This window comes from Streptomyces sp. UC4497 (genome assembly GCF_054871485.1).
The window spans coordinates 1-24,066 of the sequence record NZ_JBTYHB010000046.1 but is presented as its reverse complement, the minus strand read 5'-3'; the positions used below and the strand labels follow the sequence as shown (position 1 = coordinate 24,066).

Genomic DNA, 24,066 nt, shown 5'->3' with positions numbered 1-24,066 from the left:
GCCGCGGGACGGGGGCCGACGTATGTCCCGGGTCCTGTCAGCTCCCGTCGTCGGAGCTGCTCGACCGGCTGCCCGAGCCCTTCTTCGAGGCCTGTCCCAGTGCGCCGAGGACGATGAGCAGAACCTGTCCGCAGCGCAGCAGGCCGGCGGCCGTGTACTTGGCCGCGCGGATCGCGTTCGTCCTGGCCGCGGATCTGGTGGAGCCCTCGGCTCCCGTGGTGTCCGTCATGCGTGTCCTGCCTCCCCGTGAGGTCCCTGCTCGATGACAGGGAGCCTTCCCGATGTCCGAGACCGAACTCCGGGGCGAATGGTTGCCGTGGTGGGCGCAAATTCCTGGGCCCCCACCCCACCCCTTCCCGAAAGTCCTGCCGGACGGGCCGCCTCAATCGCCGGCGGGGCTTGATCTATCAAGCCCCGCCGGCGATTGAGGCGCGGGGGTCCGGGGGCGGAGCCCCCGGGGACGGGACGGGAAGGGGCGGTGGGGGCGTCTGGTTTAGAGCTGCGCTCTATGTGTGGCGGCTCACGGGGCGCGCCCAGGGCTGTCTACGTGCGACGACAACGTTTAGAGTGGCGTTCTAAGTTCGACGAGGAGGCGTGACGGCGTGAGACTGACCCCCACGGAACGCGACCGGCTGCTGCTGTTCGGCGCCGCCGAGCTCGCCCGGGCCCGCAAGGCCCGCGGCCTGCGGCTGAACGTGCCGGAGGCGACCGCCCTGATCGCGGACACCGTCTGCGAGGCGGCCCGCGACGGGAAGCGGCTCGCCGAGGCGATCGAGGCGGCGCGCTCCGCGCTCGGGCCCGAGGACGTGCTGCCGGGCGTCGCCGACGTGGTGACCGAGGTGCACGTGGAGGCGGTCTTCGACGACGGCTCGCGGCTCGCGGTCGTGAGCGACCCGATCGGTGCCACTGAAGGGGACGCGGCGCCCGGCGCCCTGCTGCCGGGCCCCGAGCACGAGGACCCGCGGCCCGAGCTGACGCTCACCGTCACCAACACGGCGACCGTGCCCGTCTCCGTCACCTCCCACTTCCACTTCTTCGAGGCCAACCCGCGCCTGGACTTCGTACGGGACAAGGCCTACGGCATGCGGCTCGCGGTGCCCGCGGGGTCGTCGGTGCGGTTCGGGCCGGGGGAGATCCAGGACGTCGGGCTGCTGCCGATCGGCGGGGCCCGGGTCGCCATCGGGTTCGCGGGCCTCGTCGACGGCCCGCTGGACGCTCCCGGCGCCCGCGAGGAGGCGCTGCGCCGCGCCGCCGCCTGCGGATATCTGGGCGTAACCACTGAGGAGGACAACCGATGAGCCGCCCCGGAGGCCACGCCGCCGAAGCCCGCCGGCTGACCCCGTACGAGTACGCGGGGACGCACGGCCCGCGCGCCGGTGACCGCGTCCGGCTCGGGGACTCGGGGCTGACCATCAAGGTCGAGTCCGACTCGCAGAGTTACGGGGACGAGTTCCTCGCCGGATTCGGCAAGACCGCGCGCGACGGCCTGCACCTGAAGGCCGCCGCCGTGCGCGACACCTGCGACATCGTGATCAGCAACGTCGTGGTGATCGACGCCGCGCTCGGGATCAGGAAGGTCTCCATCGGGATCCGCGAGGGCCGCATTCACGCCGTCGGGCGGGCCGGCAACCCGGACACGATGGACGGTGTCGACGTCGTGGTCGGCACGGGCACGACGATCGTGTCCGGCGAGGGCATGATCGCCACCGCCGGAGCCGTCGACACTCATGTGCACCTGCTGTCGCCGCGCATCATGGAGGCCTCGCTCGCCTCCGGCGTCACCACGATCATCGGCCAGGAGTTCGGCCCGGTCTGGGGCGTCGGGGTCAACTCGCCCTGGGCGCTCAAGCACGCCTTCTCCGCCTTCGACGCCTGGCCCGTCAACATCGGCTTTCTGGGCCGGGGTTCGTCCTCCGACGGCGCCCCGCTGGTCGAGGCCCTCGCCGAGGGCGGCGCGTGCGGGTTCAAGGTGCACGAGGACATGGGCGCGCACACCCGCGCTCTGGACACGGCGCTGCGCGTCGCCGAGGAGCACGACGTCCAAGTCGCCCTGCACAGCGACGGGTTGAATGAGTGTCTCTCGGTCGAGGACACGCTCAAGGTCCTCGAAGGGCGGACCATCCACGCCTTCCACATCGAGGGCTGCGGCGGCGGCCACGTGCCAAATGTGTTGAAGATGGCGGGAGTTCCGAACGTCATCGGGTCCTCCACCAACCCCACCCTCCCGTTCGGCCGGGACGCCGTCGCCGAGCACTACGGGATGATCGTCTCCGTCCACGACCTGAAGACGGACCTGCCCGGCGACGCCGCGATGGCCCGCGACCGGATCCGCGCCGGGACGATGGGCGCCGAGGACGTGCTGCACGACCTGGGCGCGATCGGCATCACGTCGTCGGACGCGCAGGGCATGGGGCGCGCGGGCGAGACCGTGCGCCGGACGTTCGCGATGGCCGGGAAGATGAAGGGCGAGCTCGGCGACCCGGGCGTCGGCCACGACAACGAGCGCGTCCTGCGCTACATGGCGAAGCTGACCATCAACCCCGCCATCGCGCACGGCCTCTCGCACGAGATCGGCTCCCTGGAGCCCGGCAAGATGGCCGACATCGTGCTGTGGCGCCCGGAGTACTTCGGCGCGAAACCGCAGCTCGTCCTGAAGTCCGGCTTCCCCGCGTACGGGGTGGTGGGCGACCCCAACGCCGCCACCGACACCTGCGAACCCCTCGTCCTCGGCCCGCAGTTCGGGGCGTACGGAGCGACTGCCGCCGAGCTGTCGGTCGCCTTCGTCGCACAGGCCGCCGTCGACGACGGCCACGACACGATGCCCACCCGCAGGCGCCGCGTCGCCGTGCGCGGCACGCGCGGCATCGGCCCGGCCGATCTGCGCCTCAACTCCCGTACGGGAGCGGTCGACGTGGACCAGCGCACGGGCCTGGTCACCCTCGACGGCGACCCGCTCCGCTCGGAGCCGGCCGAGTCCGTCTCCCTCAACCGCCTCTACTTCCTGTAAGGGATCAAGCCCATGACGTATGTGATGCCGCCCGAGTGGGCCCCGCACGAGCGCACGTGGATGGCGTGGCCGGGCCCCAACCCGACCTTCTCCGACGAGAGTGAACTGGCCGAGGCGCGGGCCGCGTGGGCGGGGGTCGCGAACACGGTGCGCCGCCACGAACCGGTGACGATGGTCGTCGGACCGGGGCAGCTGGAGTCCGCGAAGGCGCTCCTCGACCCGTCCGTGGACCTGGCCGAACGAGAGCTGGACGACGCGTGGATGCGCGACATCGGCCCCACCTTCGTCAAGCACGGCGAAACCGGTGAACTGGCCGCCGTGGACTGGACGTTCAACGGCTGGGGCGCCCAGGACTGGGCCCGCTGGGAGCACGACTCCAAGATCGCCCGGCATGTCGCCGACCTCGCCGGCACACCGGTGCACTCCACCGCGCTCGTCAACGAGGGCGGCGGCATCCACGTCGACGGCGAGGGCACGGTGCTGCTGACGGAGACGGTCCAGCTCGACCCCGACCGCAACGGGGGCCGCGCGAAGGAGGACGTCGAGGCCGAGATCCACGCCCGGATCGGCACGTCCAAGGCGATCTGGCTGCCGCGCGGACTCACCGCGGACTACGGCGAGTTCGGCACGCGCGGCCACGTCGACATCGTGGCGTCCTTCGCCGCGCCCGGCGTGGTCCTCGTCCACTCGCAGCGGGACCCGGCGCACCCGGACTTCGAGGTCAGCCGCGAGATCGTCGGCGTACTGTCCGGGCAGACCGACGCACAGGGCAGGCCCCTGGAGATCGTCGAGGTCCCGGCGCCAACCGTACTCACGGACGAGGAGGACGGCGGCTGGGTCGACTACTCGTACATCAACCACTACCTCTGCAACGACGGCGTGGTGCTCTGCGGCTTCGACGACCCGAACGACGAGGAGGCCGCGGCGATCTTCCGCAGGCTCTTCCCGTCCCGGACGGTCACCCTCGTCGACGCCCGCACGATCTTCGCGGCGGGCGGCGGTATCCACTGCATCACCCAGCAGCAGCCGCGCGCGGGAGCCTGACCGGTGACCGGAACGCAGCGCAGGCGCACCCCGGCGCCGCCGCGCGAGGACGTGCTCGCCGCGACCATGGCGATGATCGCCGAGCACGGCCTGGAGCGGCTGACGCTGGCCGCGCTCGGCCGCGAGGTCGGCATGAGCAGCGGGCACCTCGCGTACCACTTCGGCAGCAAGGACGAACTGCTGCTGCGCACGCTGGAGTGGAGCGAGGGCCGACTGGGCGCGCGGCGCCGGGAGCTACTGGTCGGCGGCAGCAGCGCACGGGAACGGCTGGACGCGTACGTCGACCTGTACGTCCCGGACGCGCCGCGCGACCCGCACTGGACGCTGTGGCTCGAGGTGTTCAACCGCTCGCGGAACGCCGACGACGACGCGCGCGCCCGCCAGGCCGCCATCGAGGGGGCCTGGCACCGCGACCTCGTAGCACTGCTCGCCGAGGGCATCTCACGCGGAGAGTTCCGTCCCCTCGACCCGGACCGCTTCGCGACCCGCCTGCGGGCGCTGCTCGACGGCTTCTCCATCGCGGTGGCGATCGGCCTGCGCGGGGACCGGGACGAGGTCATGGGCCACGTACGGGAATTCCTGGACGAAGGCCTACTGCCCTCCTAGACGGTGAAACGCAGCGGCGTCCCGGGCGCAGCCTGGGCCGCCGCCGCGAGCGCGGACTCCTCCACGACGGCGATCACCGGGTAACCGCCGGTCGTCGGATGATCGTGGAGGAACACCACGGGCCGCCCGTCCGGCGGCACCTGTACCGCGCCCAGCACCATGCCCTCGCTCGGCAGCTCACCCTCCAACTCCCGCTCCAGGGCGGGGCCTTCGGTACGCAGCCCGATCCGATTGCTGTTGCCCGAGACGCTGTACGTGGCGGTGACGAACGTCCGCCGCGCGCTCTCGGTGAACCAGTCCGCACGCGGCCCGAACCGCACCGGCAGCACGAGCTCGGCCGGGGGAGCGGGCCACGGCGCCGCCACCGGCAGCACGGGCCGCGCGGCGGGCGCCTCGCCGACGGGCAGCACGTCCCCCGCACGGAGCGGCGCGGGCCCGAGCCCCGACAACAGATCGGTGGCCCGACTCCCGAGCACGGCCTCGACGGCGACCCCTCCGGCAACGGCGACGTAGGACCGCACCCCGGCACTGACGGCCCCCACGTCGAGGACCGCCCCTGCGGGTACGTACACGGGAACACCCCAGGCCGCGGGCACACCATCGACGGTGACAGGACAGGGCGCCCCACCGACGACAACCGTGACACCACGGTCGGGTTGCAACGCACACCCGGTGAGCGTGGTCTCCAGGACAGCGGCCCCCTCCGCGTTCCCGACCAGCCGATTGCCGAGCCGCAGAGCGCGCTCGTCAAGCGCCCCGGACCGCGGAACCCCCAGGTGGGCATACCCGACCCGCCCAAGATCCTGAATGGTGGTGAGCGCCCCGGGGCGCGTCACGGTGACCTTGGCGCTCACGACGTGGACTCTTCCGGTGCTGCGGGCAAATCAAGCCCCTGCGGCGATTGAGCAGCGGGGTCCGGGGCGGAGCCCCGATCTTTCAGCCCCGCCGGCGTTTGAGGCGCGGGGTCCGGGGCAGAGCCCCGCGAGGTCAACCCCACCGGAGCGAAACGAACCCGGGTCCCCGGAGCCAAAAGCGCCGCCGGCTCCCGCGATGGATCCCACAACCCCCCGGGATCCGGCATCGACCCGATCAACTGCCATCCCCCGGGCGTGGCCCGCGGATACACGGCCGAGTAGCCCCCGGCCACCGCAACCGCCCCCGCGGGGACCCGCGTTCGCGGAGTCGCCCGCCTCGGCACATGCAACTCCTCCGGCAGCCCGGTCAGATACCCGAACCCGGGCGCGAACCCGCAGAACGCCACGCGATACGTGTACGAGGCGTGCCGCGCGGCGACGTCCTCCTCGGACACCCCCCACAGCCCCGCGACCTCCGCCAGATCCGGCCCGTCGTACACGACAGGAATCGTCACGACGTCCCCGTCCGCCACGGCGCCCAACGGCACGTCCCACTCGCCCAGTTGGCGCGCGAGCGCATCCCGCTCCGCCACCCCGTCGAGCAGCACCGTCCGCGCCCCCGGCACGATCTCCCGCACCGGCGGCAGCACCCCCGCGCCCCGCCTGCGCAGCACCTCCGCGTGGAACGCCCCCGCGTGCTCGGCGTCGGCGAACTCCACCAGCAGCGCATGCCGCCCGGCAGTCCGTACGCGCAGGCTCACGTGAACGCCCCGACCTTGACCCCGGCGCCCTCCAGCGCCACCCGCACCCGCGCCGCGATCGCCGCCGCGCCCGGGGTGTCACCGTGCACGCACAACGACCGCGCGGCGACGGCGACATGGGACCCGTCGACCGCCTCGACCCCGCCGTCCACCGCGAACGCGACGGACCGACGCACCACGGCGTCCGCGTCCTCGACGACGGCATGCGGCTCGCGGCGCGGCACGAGCGTGCCCTCGGGGGTGTAGGCCCGATCGGCAAAAGCCTCGCGCACCGGGGCGAGCCCCAACTCCTCGGCGGCGCACAGCAATTCAGACCCCGGAAGCCCGAGCACCGGCAGCCCGCCACCGGCGAGCCGCACCCCCTCGACGACCGCACGGGCCTGCTCCCCGTCCCGCACGGTCCGGTTGTAGAGCGCCCCGTGCGGCTTCACGTACGAGACCTCGGCCCCGGCCGCCTCGGCGAACACCCTGAGCGCCCCGATCTGGTAAGCGACTTCGGCCGCCAGCTCGTCCGGCGGTACGTCCATCGCGCGCCGCCCGAAGCCGGCGAGGTCCCGGTACGAGACTTGCGCCCCGATCCGTACGCCGCGCTCGGCTGCCAGATCGCAGACCCGGCGCATCACGGAGGGATCACCCGCGTGGAAGCCACAGGCGACGTTGGCACTGGTCACCACGGAGAGCAGGGCCTCGTCGTCGGTGAGGGTCCACCGTCCGAAGCCTTCGCCGAGGTCGGCATTGAGGTCGATGACGTCCTGGATCACAGGCTCAAGTTAGGGGATCGTTCAACGATCCGACAAGGGTGAGAATCTTCTACCCCCCCCTGAAGTCCGAATTCCGGAACCTCTTGTTAGATCGTTGAACGATCCCCTAAGGTCCGTGCATCCCTCATCCATAAGTGCGTCCCTCATCGAAAAGGCCGCCGCATGATCGTTCTGCTCGGCGTGCTCGTGGTGATCCTCGGATTCGTCACGCGCCGCAATCCCGTCCTCGTGGTCGGCGTCGCCGGCATCGTCACCGGGCTGCTCGGCAAGATGAACCCGCTGGAGATCCTCGCCGCCTTCGGCACCTCCTTCGCCGACAGCCGCTCCGTCACCGTCTTCGCCATCGTGCTGCCGGTGATCGGCCTCCTGGAGCGCTACGGCCTGCGCGAACAGGCCCGCACCCTGATCGGGAAACTCGGCAAGCTCAGCGCCGGCCGCTTCCTCACCGCGTACCTCCTGGTCCGCCAGGTCACCGCCGCCTTCGGCCTCAACAACCTCGGCGGCCCCGCGCAGGCCGTCCGCCCGCTCGTCGCCCCGATGGCCGAGGCCGCCGCCGAACGCAAGTCCGGGGCCGCGCTGCCGGACAAGTTGCGCGAGAAGGTCCGCTCCTACTCGGCGTCCGCCGACACCGTCGGCGTCTTCTTCGGTGAGGACTGCTTCATCGCGATCGGCTCGATCCTGCTGATCACCGGCTTCGTGAACTCGACGTACCACGAGCACCTCGAGCCCACCCAGCTCGCGCTGTGGGCCATCCCGCTGGCCGTCTGCGCCTTCGTCATCCACGGCGCCCGGCTGCTCCTCCTCGACAGGCAGCTGGAACGCGAGATGGCGCTCGCCGTCGCCGAACACGAGATCCCGCTGCCGAAGCAGTCGTCGAGCGACTCCGGAAAGTTCGGGAAGTCCGGCAAGTCCGGGAAGGAGACCGCGAAGTGATCAAGGTCGAATGGCTCTACTGGCTGATCGGGCTCGTCTTCGTCGTCATGGCCGTGCAGATGGCGAAGGACCGCACCAACCCCAAGCGCTGGACCTCGGCCGCCTTCTGGGGCCTGCTCGGACTGACCTTCCCCTACGGCACCGGGGTCGCGGGCGGCTCGAAGGCGCTGCCCGCCGAACCTCTCGGCGTCGCGGTCCTCGCGCTGATCGCGCTGGCCGGGTTCAACTTCATAGGCAAGGGCGAACCGGTCACGACCACGCAGGAGCAGCGCGAGAAGTCGGCGGCCCGCCTCGGCAACAAGCTCTTCATCCCGGCGCTCACCATCCCGCTGGTCGCCATCGTCTGCGCCTCCTTCCTCGACGAATCGGGCCTCTTCGAGACCGGCCAGGCCACCCTCCTCGGGCTCGGCGTCGGCTGCGTCGTGGCGCTCGTCGTCGGGATGCTGGTCACCGGCGAGCGCAAGGTGTCGACGCCGATCCACTCCGGCCGCTCGATGCTGGAGGCGATGGGCTCGGCGCTGCTGCTGCCGCAGCTCCTCTCCGTCCTCGGCTCGATCTTCGCGGTCGCCGGGGTCGGCACCCAGGTCGGGAAGATCACCAACGCGGTGCTGCCGGACAACTCCAAGTACCTGGCCGTGATCGCCTACTGCGTCGGCATGTTCCTGTTCACCGTGATCATGGGCAACGCGTTCGCCGCGTTCCCCGTCATGACGGCGGCGATCGGCTGGCCGGTGCTCATCCAGCAGATGGGCGGCAACGAGGCGGCGGTCCTCGCGATCGGCATGCTCGCGGGCTTCAGCGGCACGCTCGTCACGCCCATGGCGGCGAACTTCAACATCGTCCCGGCGACACTCCTCGAACTGAAGGACCAGTACGGGCCGATCAAGGCCCAACTCCCGACGGGCTTCGCGCTCCTCGGCTGCAACATCGTGATCATGGCGCTCTTCGCGTTCTAGGAGGTCTGTATGTCCGGGTCGTCGATGGCTCGCGTTCTGCTCACCGGATTCGAACCGTTCGGCGGGGAAGCCGTGAACCCGTCGTGGCAGGCGGCGGAGCTGGTGGCCGCCGCGCCACCGGACGCCCTGACCGTCACGGCGGTCCAACTACCGTGCGTCTTCGGCGATGCGCTGACGGCGCTGCGGGCCGCGGTCACCGACACCCGTCCCGACCTGGTCGTCTCCCTCGGCCAGGCGGGCGGCCGCCCCGGCGTCACCGTCGAGCGGGTGGCCATCAACATCGACGACGCCCGCATCCCTGACAACGCCGGCGCCCAGCCGATCGACGTACCGGTGGTGCCGGGCGGCCCCGCGGCCTACTTCTCCACGCTCCCGGTGAAGGCGTGCGTCGCGGCGATGAGGGAGGCGGGCGTCCCGGCGGCCCTCTCCAACACGGCCGGAACGTTCGTCTGCAACCACGTGGCGTACGGCCTCGCCCACCTCTTGGCCACGGAACTCCCGCACATCCGGGGCGGCTTCGTCCACGTCCCGTGGTCCCCGGCCCAGGTCACGGACGGCACGTCCCCGTCCCTCCCGATCGAAACGGTGGCCAAGGGCATCCGAGCACTCCTGCTGACCGCAGCGACAACCCACGACGACCTGCGGATCACCGAGGGCGCAACGCACTGATCTTTTGGGGGCGCGGGGAACTGCGCAAACGCAACCAAAAGCAGTACCGCACCCGGCGACGACCACGCACCCCCGCGGGCACCCGCCCGCACCCCGGCCCACCGAAGGAAAACCCCATGCTCACCCCCGACGAAACCGCCCAACTGGCCGCAGCCAACGTCACCCGCGAATACCCCAACTTCACCGCCCACCTCACCACCTCCCCGGACGACCGCCCCCGCCCCCGCGACCTCCACCCCGCCTTCTACGGCGCCTACGACTGGCACTCGTCGGTCCACATGCACTGGCTGCTGCTCCGGACCCGGCCGGAGGCCCACGCCCACGCCGACGTACTCGACCGCCACCTCACCCGCGAGAACCTCGCCCGGGAAGCCGAATACCTCCTCGCCCGCCCGAGCTTCGAGCGCCCCTACGGCTGGGCCTGGCTCGTCGCGCTCGCGGCCGAGTGCCACGGCACCCGCTGGGCCGACGCCTTCGCCCCCGCCGTGGACGCGGTCGACCGCCTCCTGACGGACTGGCTCCCGAAGGCCACGTATCCCGTACGCCACGGCAACCACCCCAACAGCGCCTTCGCCCTCGGCCTGATCCTCGACACGGGGGAGCGCGCCGGGCTGCCCGCCCGCACGCTCGACGCCGTACGCGACCGCCTGCGCAGCTGGTTCGCCGACGACCACGACGCGCCCGCCCACTGGGAGCCCTCCGGCCAGGACTTCCTGTCGCCGGCCCTGACGGAGGCCGACGCGATGCGCCGCGTCTTCGAGAACGCCGACGACTTCGCCGCCTGGCTCGACCGCTTCCTCCCGGCCCTCGCCACCGACGCCCCCTGCCCGCTGCTCGACGTACCCGTCGTCTCCGACCACAGCGACCCGCAGATCGGCCACCTGCTCGGCCTCGCGCTCTCCCGCGCCGCCGCCCTGCGCACGATCGCGAACGCCCTGCCCCAGGGAGTCGTACGCGACCGCCTCACGAAGGCGGCCCAGGAACACCTCGACGCCGGTCTCCCGGCCGTCGAGAGCGGCGACTTCACGACCGACCACTGGCTCGCGACATTCGCCGAACTGGCCCGTGAAACCCGTGCGTGAACACTATGAACGCAAGTAAGCGCGATCGTTGTCAGGTACACCCTTGCCCTGAGCAGCAGCTTTCGCGCATCGTGCCGATCATGGGACGAGAACAATGGAAGAAGGTCCTGGTCGGCTCGGCCGGGAACATGGTCGAGTGGTTCGACTGGTTCGTGTACGCGAGCTTCGCGACGTACTTCGCGGGATCCTTCTTCCCGAGCGGCAATCCGACCGCCCAGCTGATGAACACCGCCGGCATCTTCGCCGTCGGCTTCTTCATGCGCCCCGTGGGCGGCTGGCTGCTCGGCCGGGTCGGTGACCGCAAGGGCCGCAAGGCGGCGCTGACCCTCACGGTCACCCTGATGTCCGCGTCGGCGGTCCTCATCGCCGTCGCGCCGACGTACGCCGTGGCCGGCTACGGCGGCGCCGTGGTCCTGCTGATCGCCCGCCTGCTGCAAGGACTTTCGGTCGGCGGCGAGTACGCGGCCAGCGCCACATACCTCACCGAGGCGTCCACCCCGGAGAAGCGCGGCTTCGCCTCCAGCTTCCAGTACGTGTCGATGACGGCGGGCCAGATCGTCGGCCTCGGCCTGCAGATCCTGCTCCAGCGCACGATGTCCGACGAGGCCCTGCACAGCTGGGGCTGGCGCATCCCGTTCATCATCGGCGCCCTCGGCGCGGCGATCATCTTCTACCTGCGCCGCAACATGCTGGAGACCGACGTCTACGAGGAGTCGGCCGACGCCGACGCCACCGTGGGCGGCGACGACAAGGGCACCCTCAAGGCGCTGTGGGCGCACAAGCGTGAGGCGTTCCTGGTCATCGCGCTGACCATGGGCGGCACCGTCGCGTACTACACGTACACGACGTATCTGACCAAGTACCTGTCGAACTCCGCCGGGTTGAGCAAGGAGACGGCCACGCTCGTCTCGTTCTGCGCGCTCGTCGTCTTCGCCTGCCTGCAGCCGGTCGCCGGTGCGCTCTCCGACCGGATCGGCCGCCGCCCGCTCCTGATCACCTTCGCGGTCGGCTCGACCTTCCTGACGGTCCCGATCATGACGCTGCTCCAGCACGCGGGGTCGTTCTGGCCGGCGCTCGGCCTCTCGCTGCTCGCCCTCGTCATCGTCACGGGCTACACGTCCATCAACGCGTGCGTGAAGGCCGAGCTGTTCCCGACGGGCATCCGCGCCCTCGGCGTCGCCCTCCCGTACGCCATCGCCAACGCCCTGTTCGGCGGCACCGCCGAATACGTGGCGCTCTGGTTCAAGGACGCGGGCATCGAGTCCGGCTACTACTGGTACGTCGCCGGATGCGCGGCCGTCTCGCTGATCGTCTACCTGTCGATGCGCGAGACCCGTGACATCGACCTGAACAAGGTCAAGGTGCAGGAAGCCGCCGGCGAACCGGCGAAGCAGACCGCCTGACCCGCCGCACCGCCCAGAAGCCCCGGCTCCTCCTGCGACCAGGAGGGGTCGGGGCTTCTTCTCGTGCGGGGGACGGGCGTCAGATCCCGAGCCGCCGCGCGATCCCGTCGAGCACGCAGTCGAGGCCGAACTCGAACTCCCAGGCGGGGTCGTCCTTGCGGGTCGACGACATGGCGTACTCCCGATAGGTCGGGTAACGGCCGCTGTCCATCAGGTAGTTCATCTGCGGGGCGAGTGCCCGACGGGTCTCGTCGCCGCTCTTCCAGCCGTGCTGCTCGCGGTACTGGCGCAGCGCGATCTCGGTCTGCGTCGCGCCGTGCACGAACGCGCTGACCGCGCGGTGGGCGGCCACCATCGAGTCCGCGTCGAGCTCCTTGGTGGCCAGCGCCCTCAACTGCCGCTCCGCCACGGCCATCCGCGCCGGAGTGAGCTGGATGAGCGGCAGCGACGTCTGCCCCAGCCAGGGGTGGCGGAGCATCAACTGCCTTGTCTGCAAGGCGAAGGAGCGCAGCACCTCGCGCCAGTCGCTCACGTCGTCGGGCACGGTCAGCTCGGCCGAGACCCGGTCGAACATCAGCGCCCACAGGTCCTCCTTGCCGGAGACGTGCCGGTACGCGGCCATGGGCGCGACGCCGAGCCTGGTGGCGAGGCGGCGCATGGTGACGGCGGCGCCGCCCTCCTCGTCGGCCAGTTCCACGGCCGTCGCGGCGATCCGGTCGAGGGTCAGTGAGGCGCGCCGCGTGGGGGCGGGCTGCTCCAGCCGCTCCCAGAGCGAGGGCTCGACGAGCCGGCTCTCGCCGTCCCCGGTCTTCTTCTCCACTGCCACGACCTCGGCTCCTCTCGCCCTCACCCTTGCCCGCGTTCGTGTACAGCGTATCCCCGGTAGACGCCGTACACATTGCTGTGTACGTTGTACGCAGCCGGATACGCCGTACACAAACTCATCCGCAAGCAGGGGGAACCTTCATGTCCACGTCCAGCTCCAGCCCGCTCCGCGTCGCCGTCCTGATCGGCTCCACCCGCGAGGGCCGGTTCGCTCCGGTCGTCACGCGCTGGCTCGCCGGACAGCTCGGCCAGCGCGAAGATCTGCGCGCCGATGTCGTCGACCTTGCCGAGACGCCCCTGCCGACCGTGCTCCCCGCTTTCGGCCAGGAGCCGCCGCCCGGCACGAAGGAGGCTCTCGCCCTCGTCTCGCCGCGCCTCGCGGCCGCCGACGCGTTCGTCTTCGTCACGCCCGAGTACAACCACAGCTTCCCCGCGTCCCTGAAGAACGCGATCGACTGGCACAACCAGGAGTGGCACCGCAAGCCGGTCGCCTTCGTCTCGTACGGCGGCCTGTCCGGCGGTCTGCGTGCGGTCGAGCAACTCCGCCTGGTCATGGCCGAGTTGCACGCCACGACCATCCGCGACACGGTCAGCTTCCACAACGCCTGGGGCGCCTTCGACGCGGAGGGACGCGTCGACGATCCGGCCGTGGACGCCGCCGCGAAGGCGATGCTCGACCAGCTGACGTGGTGGGCGCATGCGCTGCGTGACGCCAAGTCCGTTCGCCCGTACGCGGCTTGAGGGAGCGGGCGTCATGGCCACGAACCAGACCACTACGTCCGGACCGGCTGCCGACACGGCCGGCGCGCCCTCCCGGCTCGTGCTCACGGGCCTGCTGCTCGGCATCGTGCTCGCCACACTGGACGGCACCATCGTCGGCACGGCCCTGCCCGTCATCGTCGACGACCTCGGTGGCCTGGACCACCTGTCCTGGGTCGTGACCGCCTATCTCCTCGCCACGGCCGTCACCACCCCGCTCTGGGGCAAGATCGGCGACCTCTACGGCCGCAAGGGCAGCTATCTCACCTCGATCGCCGTCTTCCTCGCCGGGTCCGTCCTGTGCGGACTCGCCCAGGACATGGGCCAGTTGATCGCGTTCAGGGCGGTGCAGGGCATCGGCGCGGGCGGCCTGTTCGTGGGCGCGCTCTCGCTCGTGGGGACACTGCTCGGCCCCGCCGAAGCGGGCCGCGCGCAGTCCGTCATCGGCGTGCTGCTGCCCGCCGCGATGATCGGCGGACCACTGCTCGGCGGCTTCCTCACGGACCAGCTGAACTGGCGGTGGGTCTTCTACGTGAATGTGCCCGTCGGGGCCGTCACCCTCGCCATCGTCGGGGCGGGCGTACGGGTGCGCACGGAGCGGGTGCGCGCACGGGTCGACCTCGCGGGCGCCGCGCTGCTCACCGCCGCGATCCTCGCCCTGACGCTGCTGTCGACCTGGGCCGGGGCGACGTACGCCTGGACGTCGCCGCAGATCGCGGCGCTCGCACTGGTCTCGGTTGCGGCCGTCGCGGGATTCGTCGCGGTGGAGCGGCGAGCGGCCGAGCCGGTGATCCCGCCCCGGCTTTTCCGCGACCGCAACTTCGGCGTCGCGCAGGTGCTGAGCCTCACCGCGGGGGCGGCGATGCTCGCGGCCGCCACCTATCTGCCGCAGTACATGCAGCACGTACGGGGCATGTCGGCGACGGGCAGCGGACTGCTGCTGCTTCCCCTGATGCTCGGCATGATGGGCGCCCAACTGGCCATCGGACGCCGGGTGAGCGACGGCGGCCGCTACCGGCACTACCCGATCGCGGGCGGCGCCCTCGCCACGGTGGGCGCGCTGGCCCTGCTCCTGCTGGGCGCGGCCACGGCGACCTGGGCGGCGTCCGCGCTGACGCTCGCCCTGGGCGTCGGCCTCGGCTGCCTGCTGCAACCCGCGCTGCTGATCACCATGAACAGCGCCGAACCCCGTGACATCGGCGCGGCGAGCGGGACACAGACGCTGCTGCGCACCATCGGGGGATCGCTCGGTGTCGCCGTGCTCGGGTCGGTGTTCGCGCAGCGGGCGCAGGCCGAGTCCGGCCCGGCGGGAATCGTCGCCGGACTGCACGCGGTGGCGATCGGGACGGCGGTGCTGTGCGCGGTGGCGTTCGCGGCGGCGCGCTTCGTACGGGAGGTACCGCTCCGGCGGGCCTGACCGCATCGTGAGACCCCCGACCAGATCTCGGCGGGGCTGTGGCACACTGCGGACGTGCTCTCGTTCGCCATGATTATTGGCAGCAGGCGCGCCGGTCCGCAGTGACCACCTCGTACGACCCGGTACAGGTGGACACCGTCGTCCTCGACCCGCGCGCAGACCTCTCGCACCCGCGAGAGGTTTTTCTGTTTCTGGCCCACCCACAGCCAGGCGGAGAGCGCGAGGGATCATAGATGGACGGTGGAGCCGGTCATTCCGGTAGACCGAGATCCCAATCAGGAGCCAGATCAGCATGAGCAGCAGCCCCAGCGAACGTCTCAGCGAACTCGACGATTCCTCCGACGCTTTCCACGTCTTCGACACCACGCTGCGCGACGGCGCGCAGCGCGAGGGCATCAACCTCACCGTCGCGGACAAGCTGACCATTGCACGGCACCTGGACGACTTCGGCGTGGGCTTCATCGAGGGCGGCTGGCCCGGCGCCAACCCCCGCGACACCGAGTTCTTCGCCCGCGCGCAGGAAGAGATCGACTTCAAGCACGCGCAGCTCGTCGCCTTCGGCGCCACCCGCAGGGCGAACGCCAAGGCGAGCGAGGACCCGCAGGTGCGGGCCCTCCTGGAGTCCGGCGCCCCGGTTGTCTGCCTGGTCGCCAAGTCGCACGACCGGCACGTCGAACTGGCCCTGCGCACGACCCTCGAAGAGAACCTGGAGATGGTCCGCGACACGGTCTCGTACCTGGTCGCGCAGGGTCGCAGGGTCTTCGTCGACTGCGAGCACTTCTTCGACGGCTACCGCGCCAACGCCGAGTACGCGAAGTCCGTCGTCCGGGCCGCGCACGAGGCCGGCGCCTCCGTCGTCGTCCTGTGCGACACCAACGGCGGCTTCCTGCCCGCCCAGGTCCAGGCGGTCGTCTCCACCGTCCTCGCCGACACCGGCGCCCGGCTCGGCATCCACGCCCAGGACGACACGGGCTGCGCCGTCGCCAACACCCTCGCCGCGGTGGACGCGGGCGCGACCCACGTCCAGTGCACGGCGAACGGCTACGGCGAGCGCGTCGGCAACTCCAACCTCTTCCCGGTCGTCGCGGCCCTGGAGCTCAAGTACGGCAAGAAGGTCCTCCCCGAGGGCTCGCTGCGCGAGATGACCCGTATCTCGCACGCCATCGCCGAGGTCGTGAACCTCACCCCGTCCACGCACCAGCCGTACGTAGGTGTCTCGGCGTTCGCCCACAAGGCGGGCCTGCACGCCTCCGCGATCAAGGTCGACCCGGACCTGTACCAGCACATCGACCCGGACCTCGTCGGCAACCACATCCGGATGCTGGTCTCCGACATGGCGGGCCGCGCCTCCATCGAGCTCAAGGGCAAGGAGCTCGGCGTCGACCTCGGCGGCGACCGCGAGCTGGTCGGCCGGGTCGTCGAGCGGGTCAAGGAGCGCGAGCTCCAGGGCTACACGTACGAGGCCGCGGACGCGTCGTTCGAACTCCTCATGCGCGCCGAGGTCGAGGGCAAGGAGCGCAAGTACTTCCAGGTCGAGTCCTGGCGCGCGATCGTCGAGGACCGCCCCGACGGCTCCCACGCCAACGAGGCCACGGTGAAGCTGTGGGCCAAGGGCGAGCGCATCGTCGCCACGGCGGAGGGCAACGGCCCGGTCAACGCCCTCGACCGCGCGCTCCGCGTCGGCCTGGAGCGGATCTACCCGCAGCTCGCGAAGCTGGAGCTGGTCGACTACAAGGTCCGCATCCTGGAGGGCAAGCACGGCACGTCCTCCACGACCCGCGTCCTGATCTCGACCTCCGACGGCACCGGCGAGTGGTCCACGGTCGGCGTCGCGGAGAACGTGATCGCGGCGTCGTGGGGCGCGCTGGAGGACGCGTACACGTACGGTTTGCTGCGCGCGGGCGTGGAACCGGTCGAGTAAGCATCCGCGTTTGCGGGCAAAGCGAGTTAGCGTCGATACATGAGGCCCCTTATCGCCGCCCTCGCCGCCCCGCTCCTCGCTCTGGGCGCCACCCTCGCGGTGGCGCCATCCGCCTCGGCCGCCACGGACGTGTCCACGGTGGCCGAGGCCCTGGAGAAGAGCCCCGTCTACGTCGCGCCCGGCGCGTCCGCCGGGCTGACGTCGGACGACGTCGACGCGCTCGAGAACAAGATCAAGGACGCGGACAAGCCGGTGATGGTGGCGGTGCTGCCCGCCGACTTCCCGACGCAGAAGCTGTTCAGTGACCTGCGGGCGAAGACCGGGGTCGTGGGCGTGTACGGGGTCCGCCTCGGTGATCGGTTCGACGCGCGCGCGGACTCCCGTGTCATGTCGCAGCAGTCCGTCAAGAACGCGGTGGACAGCGTTCAGGGCCAGTCGACCAAGAGCCAGCTCGACGACTTCGTGAGTACGTCGGTCCGTACGGCCAAGGGCTCGGCCCCGTCCGCCTGGGACGCGGGCGGCGACGACGGCGTCTCCGTCGGCCCCCTGATCGGCGTCGGCGCGGTCGTGGTGCTCGGCGGAGCCGGTGTGTACGCCCTGAGCAGGCGGAACCGGCGCAGGCGCGAGGAGGAGCAGCGCGAGGCCCTCGACAAGCTGCGGGTCGTGGTGGACGAGGACATCACGGCGTTCGGCGAGGAGCTCGACCGGCTCGACTTCCACCCGGCGGAGGCCGGCGCCGACGACGCGATGCGCGCGGACTTCGAGCGGGCGCTCGACGCGTACGAGAAGGCCAAGCAGTACATGGCCGACGCCCAGCGCCCCGACGACGTGCGCGGTGTGACGCAGGCCCTTGAGGACGGCCGGTTCTCCCTCGCGCAGCTCGCCGCGCGCCGCGAGGGCCGCCCGCTGCCCGAGCGCAGGGCGCCCTGCTTCTTCGACCCGCGCCACGGCCCCTCGACCGAGGACGCCCGGTGGACTCCGCCCGGCGGTTCGTCCCGCGAGGTCCCGGTCTGCGCGGCGGACGCGACGCGGCTGCGGGACGGCGAGGACCCGGACGTGCGCACGGTCGACGCGGGGGCGGGGGAGCGCCGCCCGTACTACGACGCGGGTCCGGCGTACGGCCCGTGGGCCGGCGGCTACTTCGGCGGCGGCATGCTGCCGGGGCTGCTGGTCGGCACGGTGCTCGGCTCCATGCTGGCGAGCCCCGCCTACGCCGCCGACTACGGCGGCGGTGACTTCGGTGGCGGCTTCGACGGGGGCGACGTCTCCGGCTCCGACTTCGACCCGGGCGACTTCGGCGGGGGCTTCGGCGACGGCGGGGGTGGCGGCGACTTCGGTGGTGGCGGAGGAGGGGACTTCGGGGGCGGGTTCTAGCGGTCCGACGTCTCGGGGCTCCGCCCCGGGCCCTGCTGCTCGATTGCCGCAGGGGCTTGATGTGCCGAGCCCGCCTGGAGCGGTGGGCCGGCCTTCGGTACCTGCGTCCCCTCCCCGAACATCCACCGCGACAACGCGACCCGCAGCCGCCGCGTGGCCCGGACCCGCCGACGTACGCCGTGCTCGTCCTCGTACGGCAGCGCCTCAAGCGCGGCAGGCTGCTCGTGCTGCGTGAGGCGGTACGCCTCGCCCTGTTCCAGGGGCTCGTGGACCTCCACGTACTCGCCGTGCGGGAGACGCTTGACGCGGCCCGTCTCGCGCCCGTGCAGCACCTTCTCCCGGTCCCGGTGCTGGAGCCCGAGGCACACCCGCTTCGTCACGACGAACGCGAGGACGGGCCCGGCGAACAGCGCCACCCGCGCGAACCACGTGATGACGTTCACCGAGAGGTGGAAGTGCGTGGCCCAGAGGTCGTTGCCGCCGGCCGCCATCGCGACGAGGAAGCCGGTCAGCCAGGCCGCGCCAAGTGCCGTACGGACAGGGCGGTTTCGTGGCCGGTCGAGAAGATGGTGCTCCCGCTTGTCGCCGGTGATCCACGCCTCCACGAACGGGTACACCCCGATCAGCACCAGCCACAGCGGGAACGCCAGGAACGGGATGAGGACGCCGAGCGCCAGGGTGTGACCGCCCAGCACGATCTCCCAGCCCGGCATCACACGCACGAGCCCCTCCGCGAACCCGAGATACCAGTCCGGCTGGGCGCCGGTGGAGACATGGTCCGGTCGGTAAGGCCCGTACACCCAGACCGGGTTGATGGAAGCGACCGCCGAGACGAGCGTGACCACGCCGAACACGAGGAAGAAGAAGCCGCCCGCCTTGGCGACGTAGTTCGGGAAGAACGGCTCGCCCACGACGGTGCGTTCGGTCTTTCCCGGGCCCGGATACTGGGTGTGCTTGTGGTAGAAGACCAGGATCAGGTGGGTGACGACGAGCACCGCCATGATGCCGGGCAGCAGAAGCACGTGGATCGAGTAGAAGCGGGCCACGATGTCGTCGCCCGGGAACTCGCCTCCGAACAAGAAGAACGACAGATATGTGCCGACGATCGGGATGGCGAGCGTCATGCCCTCGATCAGCCGCATGCCCGCGCCGGAGAGCATGTCGTCGGGGAGCGAGTACCCCAGCAGCCCCTCGAAGAGGGCGAGGAACAGCAGCAGCCAGCCGAACAGCCAGTTCAGCTCGCGCGGCTTGCGGAACGAGCCGGTGAAGAAGTGCCGCATCATGTGCACGAACATCGCCGCCACGAAGATCAGCGCCGACCAGTGGTGGATCTGCCGGATGAGCAGGCCGCCGCGCACGTCGAAGCTGAGGTCGAGCGTCGAGGAGTACGCCTCCGACATCCGGATGCCCTTCAGCGGCACGTAACTGCCGTCGTACGTCACCTCGTTCATCGACGGATGGAAGAAGAGCGTCAGATAGACGCCGGTGAGGATCAGGATGAGGAAGGTGTAGAGGCAGATCTCGCCCAGCATGAACGACCAGTGGTCGGGAAACACCTTGCGCAGATACTTCCGGCCGAGGCCGTGGATCCCGAGCCTCCCGTCGGCCCAGTCGGCCAGGCGTTCTCCTGCGGCGGGGGTGGGTTCGCGGCGCTCCGTGCGGTGGGACATCGGTCGGGCTCCTCCCGTGGCTCCTCAGAGAGGAGACGGAGCGGGCGCCGTGTCTGTGACATGCGGGCGTCCTCACCCCCGGCTCAGCGTCCGCGTCACCCCCGCCACCACCGTCGTCGTCAGGATCCAGCCGACCGCGATGAGCCCGTACGCGAGGCCCTGCACGCCCGCCTCGTCCCAGTGCCAGCCGCCGCGCTGACCGAGCCCGCCGATCGGCACCATCAGATCCAGGGCGTACGCGGCCGCGTTGAACGGCGGGCCCTCGCCCTTCTTGTTCGGTACGGGGGTGTGCGCGTCGAAGACGGCGGCGCCGAGCAGGGTGAGCGCGGCGAGCCAGATCCCGGCGATCCACGGCCGGTAGCCGTATCCGACGGTGGCCTCCAGCAGCCACCCCCAGGCCCGCCCGGCCGGGCCGAGCGTCGCGCGCCGCCGCCGCTCCCGTACGAGGAGGACCCGGCGGGCCTCGCCCTCGTGGCCCAACCTCCGGTAGTGCGCGGCGAGTTGCTCGTACGGCTGAGGCGCGTACCCGGGTTGGAGGCGCAGCCACGCCAGCCGGTTCGTACTGTCCTCACGCTGCGCGGCGGCCGTCGACGACAGCCAGTCGTACGTCAGTCCGTCCAGGCCCAACTGGCCCTGCCAGGTGGTCGGGTGGTCCTGAATACGGCCCGCGTGCGCGTTGCGCAGGTTCACGCCGCCCGCCGGTGGCCTCGTGAATCGCAGGTCGAGCGCCTCCACCTGTGCGCCCACGCACATCAACGACGAGCCCGCGCCCACGAGTTCGGCGCGGCCGAACGACAACAGGTCGTCGACCCGCACCCCGCGCAACCGCACCCGGCCGTTTGTCCAGAACCCCTCGTGCAGACGCACGGTCTGCGCCCGAAGACCGTCCCCGTTGAACGCGACCTGGTCCGGCTCCGGGACCACGATCCGCGCCCCGCTCATCCACAGTCCGCCGGGCAACTCGGCGCCCGGCAGCAGCACTTGGCCGTGCGCGACGAACCCCTCCTCGCAGAACACGCCGCCCTGCATGACCAGGCCGCCCGCGTTCAGTGCCATGCCCTCCGGTGCCACCAGGTGCGCCCGGTCGAGCCGCATCCCGCCCGCGATGCGCGCGTGCACGAGGTACACGGCGCCGTGCGGGCTGCCCCCGCCGATCGTCGACCCACGCAGGTCGAGCCGCCCGCCGATCTGAGCCGTCGGCGCCAGAAATCCGGGCAGCTCGCAGTCGGTGACACTGAGCGCGAGCGTGCTCGCGGCCTCCAACGTCATCGGTTCGTCGAAGCGGCACCCCTCGAACCGTACGAGCCGCTTGATCTCGGCCCCGTCCAGCGCCAGCGCCCCGCGAACGCGGGTGTCGCGCAATACGTACGGGTCCGGCCCCGCGTCCGCGTCGAGGATGTCCCGCCGCACCACAGCGGCGTCGACGCTCCGCTCGGGGGCGGGTGTCGACGGCACGGGTGGCGGCATCGGGCTCCTCGGGGGTCGTCCAGCAGGCGCGCGCTCCCGCCGGGGGCCGCGCGTGTGACCGCAGCATGCCCTACTTCGGCGGATGGATGCCGTTGAATGTCCACCCCGGGGGGAAACACGAGTTGGCGGTCACGCCATTCGTGACCGCCTGAACTCGCTGACGCAGTGGGCCGGTTCAGGCCTCCTTGATCGCCGAGATGTCGAAGTTGAGCTTGATCTTGTCGGAGATGAGCACGCCACCGGTCTCGAGCGCGGCGTTCCAGCTCAGGCCCCAGTCCGAACGGAGGATCTCGGACTTGCCCTCGAAGCCGACGCGCTCGTTGCCGAACGGGTCCTTCGCGACGCCGTTGAACTCCAGGTCGATGGTGAGCGGCTTGGTGGTGCCGAGGATCGTCAGGTCACCCGTGATGCGGTAGTCGTCGCCGCCCAGGGACTCGGCGGAGGTCGACCGGAAGGTCATCGTCGGGAACTCGTCGATCTTGAAGAAGTCGGCGCTCTTCAGGTGGCCGTCACGGTCCTCGCTACCGGTCGAGATGCTCGCCATCTGCACGTCGAAGGAGGCCGTGGACTTCGCGGGGTCCGAGCCGTCCAGGTGCAGCGAGCCGGTGAAGTCGCTGAAGCTGCCCTTCACGTTGGTCACCATGGCGTGCCGGGCGACGAAGCCGAGCGTGGTGTGAGCGGGGTCGACGGTGTAGTCGCCGGTGACGGCGGCGAGGTCGGGGTTGGCCGGCGCGGCGGCAGCGGCGGTGGCGGGGGTGGTGGCGGACTCGTTCTTGCGGCCGAAGATGCCCATGACGTGCTCCTTGGGGACGGGCGGCACGGGTGGTGCCACGTGGAGTGATGCGGTTGATGTTGAACGTTGAACTATCAACTGGTTCCGACTGTAGCGCGATGAAGTTCAATGTTCAACATCAAACGATGTGTGCTTCCTCGATTACAGCCCGACACGGCCCGGGTCGCCCTTTCGGGCGTGCACGCGGTGCGCGCTCACAGTGGTGACGGCGGCGGTGTGAGGCGAGTCTCAGGGCGCCGCTTTGTGTGACGTCTACAAGGCGGACCCGCGCTGAGCAGTCACTTCGGCCTCCTCGAGGCAAGGTTCTGTTCAGGGCTACCAGGAAAACGGGCCGGAGACTGTTCGGAGTCGACGGACGGTTTTCGTGGGTGCACTTCGTAAGGTCACTACATGACCGTTTTGGACGACAGCGCCTCGAACCCTGGGGACGAGCCCACCGACGCCCGTGGACGCGTGGCCGAGCTGCACGCGATCCGTGCGCAGGCACTGGCCGGACCCAGCGAGAAGGCGACCGCGGCCCAGCACGCGAAGGGGAAGCTGACGGCGCGTGAGCGTATCGAGCTGCTCCTGGACGAGGGTTCGTTCAACGAGGTCGAGCAGTTGCGCCGGCACCGGGCGACCGGCTTCGGCCTGGAGGCCAAGAAGCCGCACACGGACGGTGTCATCACCGGTTGGGGCACGGTCGAGGGCCGCACGGTCTTCGTCTACGCGCACGACTTCCGGATCTTCGGCGGGGCGCTGGGCGAGGCCCACGCCACGAAGATCCACAAGATCATGGACGTGGCCATCGCGGCCGGTGCGCCGCTGGTCTCGCTGAACGACGGCGCGGGCGCCCGCATCCAGGAGGGCGTCAGCGCCCTCGCGGGTTACGGCGGCATTTTCCAGCGCAACACGAGGGCGTCCGGTGTCATCCCGCAGATCAGCGTGATGCTCGGCCCGTGCGCGGGCGGCGCGGCGTACTCGCCCGCCCTGACGGACTTCGTGTTCATGGTCCGCGACACCTCGCAGATGTTCATCACGGGCCCGGACGTGGTCAAGGCGGTGACGGGCGAGGAGATCACCCAGAACGGCCTGGGCGGCGCGGACGTGCACGCGGAGACGAGCGGCGTCTCGCACTTCGCGTACGACGACGAGGAGACCTGCCTCGCCGAGGTCCGCTACCTGCTCTCGATGCTCCCGCAGAACAACCGGGAGAACCCGCCGACCGTCGAGTCCGACGACCCGGCGGACCGTCGCGGCGACGTCCTGCTCGACCTGGTCCCGGCCGACGGCAACCGCCCGTACGACATGACCAAGGTGATCGAGGAGCTCGTCGACGACGGCGACTACCTGGAGATCCACGAGCGCTGGGCGCGCAACATCATCTGCGCCCTGGCCCGGCTCGACGGCCAGGTCGTCGGCATCGTCGCCAACCAGCCGCAGGCGCTCGCGGGCGTCCTGGACATCGAGGCCAGCGAAAAAGCTGCCCGCTTCGTCCAGATGTGCGACGCTTTCAATATCCCCATCGTGACGCTGCTCGACGTCCCCGGCTTCCTGCCCGGCGTCGACCAGGAGCACGGCGGCATCATCCGCCACGGCGCCAAGCTCCTCTACGCGTACTGCAACGCCACGGTGCCCCGGATCTCCCTGATCCTGCGCAAGGCGTACGGCGGCGCCTACATCGTCATGGACTCGCAGTCCATCGGCGCCGACCTCACCTATGCCTGGCCGACCAACGAGATCGCGGTCATGGGCGCGGAGGGTGCGGCCAACGTGATCTTCCGC

General features: G+C 70.8%; 22 protein-coding genes. 14 read left to right on the top strand and 8 right to left on the bottom strand.

From position 1 onward, the window contains the following. Positions 1–37 precede the first annotated feature (37 nt). Positions 38–229: a hypothetical protein gene (locus tag ACYSUO_RS37630; RefSeq protein WP_461780700.1), complete on the bottom strand. Its 192-nt coding sequence runs from the start codon at positions 227–229 to the stop codon at positions 38–40. A 373-nt stretch (positions 230–602) separates the two neighbouring features. On the opposite strand from ACYSUO_RS37630, the gene ureA reads away from it, so the two are divergent. The 4 genes from ureA (at position 603) to ACYSUO_RS37610 (ending at position 4,657) form a co-directional block, all read left to right on the top strand. Further along, entirely contained in the window at positions 603–1,298 is a 696-nt protein-coding gene (ureA, locus tag ACYSUO_RS37625) for an urease subunit gamma (RefSeq protein WP_461780699.1), read from the top strand. After that, on the top strand, positions 1,295–3,007 hold the full coding sequence (locus ACYSUO_RS37620) for an urease subunit alpha (protein ID WP_403722741.1): 1,713 nt from the start codon (positions 1,295–1,297) through the stop codon (positions 3,005–3,007). The genes ureA and ACYSUO_RS37620 overlap by 4 nt, the downstream gene beginning before the upstream one ends. 12 nt (positions 3,008–3,019) lie before the next feature. Beyond that, on the top strand, positions 3,020–4,051 hold the full coding sequence (locus tag ACYSUO_RS37615; RefSeq protein WP_461780698.1) for an agmatine deiminase family protein: 1,032 nt from the start codon (positions 3,020–3,022) through the stop codon (positions 4,049–4,051). Between the two features lie 66 nt (positions 4,052–4,117). Further along, positions 4,118–4,657, top strand: a complete 540-nt coding sequence (locus ACYSUO_RS37610; RefSeq protein WP_461780728.1) for a TetR/AcrR family transcriptional regulator — start codon at positions 4,118–4,120, stop codon at positions 4,655–4,657. Here the strand turns inward: ACYSUO_RS37610 and ACYSUO_RS37605 are convergent. The 3 genes from ACYSUO_RS37605 to ACYSUO_RS37595 are packed head-to-tail and all read right to left on the bottom strand — an operon-like array spanning position 4,654 to position 7,033. Beyond that, positions 4,654–5,511 (bottom strand): 5-oxoprolinase subunit C family protein, encoded by an 858-nt coding sequence (locus tag ACYSUO_RS37605; RefSeq protein ID WP_461780697.1) that lies wholly within the window; start codon positions 5,509–5,511, stop codon positions 4,654–4,656. The two genes, ACYSUO_RS37610 and ACYSUO_RS37605, sit on opposite strands and share 4 nt — an antisense overlap. After that, positions 5,508–6,272 carry a 5-oxoprolinase subunit B family protein gene (locus tag ACYSUO_RS37600; protein ID WP_461780696.1) on the bottom strand — a complete coding sequence of 255 codons (765 nt, stop codon included), beginning with the start codon at positions 6,270–6,272 and terminating at the stop codon, positions 5,508–5,510. Before ACYSUO_RS37600 ends, ACYSUO_RS37605 begins: the two co-directional genes overlap by 4 nt. Beyond that, entirely contained in the window at positions 6,269–7,033 is a 765-nt protein-coding gene (locus ACYSUO_RS37595; protein ID WP_461780695.1) for a LamB/YcsF family protein, read from the bottom strand. Before ACYSUO_RS37595 ends, ACYSUO_RS37600 begins: the two co-directional genes overlap by 4 nt. 162 nt (positions 7,034–7,195) lie before the next feature. On the opposite strand from ACYSUO_RS37595, the gene ACYSUO_RS37590 reads away from it, so the two are divergent. The 5 genes from ACYSUO_RS37590 (at position 7,196) to ACYSUO_RS37570 (ending at position 12,076) form a co-directional block, all read left to right on the top strand. Further along, a complete protein-coding gene (locus ACYSUO_RS37590; protein WP_461780694.1) occupies positions 7,196–7,966 on the top strand; it encodes a DUF969 domain-containing protein in 771 nt (256 codons plus the stop codon). Then, the gene (locus ACYSUO_RS37585) at positions 7,963–8,922 is read left to right on the top strand and encodes a DUF979 domain-containing protein (RefSeq protein ID WP_461780693.1); all 960 of its coding nucleotides are present in this window, start codon (positions 7,963–7,965) and stop codon (positions 8,920–8,922) included. The genes ACYSUO_RS37590 and ACYSUO_RS37585 overlap by 4 nt, the downstream gene beginning before the upstream one ends. A gap of 24 nt (positions 8,923–8,946) precedes the next feature. Then, a complete protein-coding gene (gene pcp, locus ACYSUO_RS37580; RefSeq protein WP_461780727.1) occupies positions 8,947–9,591 on the top strand; it encodes a pyroglutamyl-peptidase I in 645 nt (214 codons plus the stop codon). Positions 9,592–9,707: 116 nt separating this feature from the next. Further along, positions 9,708–10,673, top strand: a complete 966-nt coding sequence (locus ACYSUO_RS37575) for a DUF2891 domain-containing protein (protein WP_461780692.1) — start codon at positions 9,708–9,710, stop codon at positions 10,671–10,673. Positions 10,674–10,753: 80 nt separating this feature from the next. Next, entirely contained in the window at positions 10,754–12,076 is a 1,323-nt protein-coding gene (locus ACYSUO_RS37570; protein ID WP_461780691.1) for an MFS transporter, read from the top strand. Between the two features lie 79 nt (positions 12,077–12,155). Here the strand turns inward: ACYSUO_RS37570 and ACYSUO_RS37565 are convergent, their stop codons facing one another. Next, complete coding sequence (locus ACYSUO_RS37565; protein WP_461780690.1) at positions 12,156–12,902, bottom strand: TetR/AcrR family transcriptional regulator; 747 nt, start codon at positions 12,900–12,902, stop codon at positions 12,156–12,158. A gap of 140 nt (positions 12,903–13,042) precedes the next feature. On the opposite strand from ACYSUO_RS37565, the gene ACYSUO_RS37560 reads away from it, so the two are divergent. The 4 genes from ACYSUO_RS37560 (at position 13,043) to ACYSUO_RS37545 (ending at position 18,372) form a co-directional block, all read left to right on the top strand. Continuing rightward, the gene (locus ACYSUO_RS37560) at positions 13,043–13,642 is read left to right on the top strand and encodes an NADPH-dependent FMN reductase (protein WP_461780689.1); all 600 of its coding nucleotides are present in this window, start codon (positions 13,043–13,045) and stop codon (positions 13,640–13,642) included. A 13-nt stretch (positions 13,643–13,655) separates the two neighbouring features. Beyond that, the gene (locus ACYSUO_RS37555; RefSeq protein ID WP_461780688.1) at positions 13,656–15,077 is read left to right on the top strand and encodes a DHA2 family efflux MFS transporter permease subunit; all 1,422 of its coding nucleotides are present in this window, start codon (positions 13,656–13,658) and stop codon (positions 15,075–15,077) included. A 292-nt stretch (positions 15,078–15,369) separates the two neighbouring features. After that, positions 15,370–16,998 carry a citramalate synthase gene (gene cimA, locus ACYSUO_RS37550; protein ID WP_461780687.1) on the top strand — a complete coding sequence of 543 codons (1,629 nt, stop codon included), beginning with the start codon at positions 15,370–15,372 and terminating at the stop codon, positions 16,996–16,998. 39 nt (positions 16,999–17,037) lie between these two features. Further along, positions 17,038–18,372 carry a hypothetical protein gene (locus ACYSUO_RS37545; RefSeq protein WP_461780686.1) on the top strand — a complete coding sequence of 445 codons (1,335 nt, stop codon included), beginning with the start codon at positions 17,038–17,040 and terminating at the stop codon, positions 18,370–18,372. Here the strand turns inward: ACYSUO_RS37545 and qcrB are convergent. From qcrB to ACYSUO_RS37530, 3 genes are all read right to left on the bottom strand, one after another. Then, positions 18,369–20,042: a cytochrome bc1 complex cytochrome b subunit gene (gene qcrB, locus ACYSUO_RS37540; RefSeq protein ID WP_461780685.1), complete on the bottom strand. Its 1,674-nt coding sequence runs from the start codon at positions 20,040–20,042 to the stop codon at positions 18,369–18,371. The genes ACYSUO_RS37545 and qcrB overlap by 4 nt on opposite strands. A gap of 72 nt (positions 20,043–20,114) precedes the next feature. Further along, entirely contained in the window at positions 20,115–21,509 is a 1,395-nt protein-coding gene (locus ACYSUO_RS37535; protein ID WP_461780684.1) for an oxidoreductase, read from the bottom strand. 175 nt (positions 21,510–21,684) lie between these two features. Then, entirely contained in the window at positions 21,685–22,302 is a 618-nt protein-coding gene (locus ACYSUO_RS37530; RefSeq protein ID WP_461780683.1) for a YceI family protein, read from the bottom strand. 390 nt (positions 22,303–22,692) lie between these two features. Between ACYSUO_RS37530 and ACYSUO_RS37525 the strand changes: the two genes are divergently transcribed. Then, positions 22,693–24,066, top strand: a 1,374-nt coding sequence (locus tag ACYSUO_RS37525) for an acyl-CoA carboxylase subunit beta (protein ID WP_461780682.1), incomplete at its 3' end; no start/stop codon positions are given.

Coding starts and splice junctions, on each gene's coding strand:
- pcp (WP_461780727.1), top strand. CDS start 8,947: ATGGCTCGCGTTCTGCTCACCGGATTCGAACCGTTCGGCGGGGAAGCC.
- ACYSUO_RS37575 (WP_461780692.1), top strand. CDS start 9,708: ATGCTCACCCCCGACGAAACCGCCCAACTGGCCGCAGCCAACGTCACC.
- ACYSUO_RS37530 (WP_461780683.1), bottom strand. CDS start 22,302: ATGGGCATCTTCGGCCGCAAGAACGAGTCCGCCACCACCCCCGCCACC.
- ACYSUO_RS37555 (WP_461780688.1), top strand. CDS start 13,656: ATGGCCACGAACCAGACCACTACGTCCGGACCGGCTGCCGACACGGCC.
- ACYSUO_RS37545 (WP_461780686.1), top strand. CDS start 17,038: ATGAGGCCCCTTATCGCCGCCCTCGCCGCCCCGCTCCTCGCTCTGGGC.
- ACYSUO_RS37615 (WP_461780698.1), top strand. CDS start 3,020: ATGACGTATGTGATGCCGCCCGAGTGGGCCCCGCACGAGCGCACGTGG.
- ACYSUO_RS37620 (WP_403722741.1), top strand. CDS start 1,295: ATGAGCCGCCCCGGAGGCCACGCCGCCGAAGCCCGCCGGCTGACCCCG.
- cimA (WP_461780687.1), top strand. CDS start 15,370: ATGAGCAGCAGCCCCAGCGAACGTCTCAGCGAACTCGACGATTCCTCC.
- ACYSUO_RS37630 (WP_461780700.1), bottom strand. CDS start 229: ATGACGGACACCACGGGAGCCGAGGGCTCCACCAGATCCGCGGCCAGG.
- ACYSUO_RS37590 (WP_461780694.1), top strand. CDS start 7,196: ATGATCGTTCTGCTCGGCGTGCTCGTGGTGATCCTCGGATTCGTCACG.
- qcrB (WP_461780685.1), bottom strand. CDS start 20,042: ATGTCCCACCGCACGGAGCGCCGCGAACCCACCCCCGCCGCAGGAGAA.
- ACYSUO_RS37610 (WP_461780728.1), top strand. CDS start 4,118: ATGGCGATGATCGCCGAGCACGGCCTGGAGCGGCTGACGCTGGCCGCG.
- ACYSUO_RS37570 (WP_461780691.1), top strand. CDS start 10,754: ATGGGACGAGAACAATGGAAGAAGGTCCTGGTCGGCTCGGCCGGGAAC.
- ACYSUO_RS37535 (WP_461780684.1), bottom strand. CDS start 21,509: ATGCCGCCACCCGTGCCGTCGACACCCGCCCCCGAGCGGAGCGTCGAC.
- ACYSUO_RS37560 (WP_461780689.1), top strand. CDS start 13,043: ATGTCCACGTCCAGCTCCAGCCCGCTCCGCGTCGCCGTCCTGATCGGC.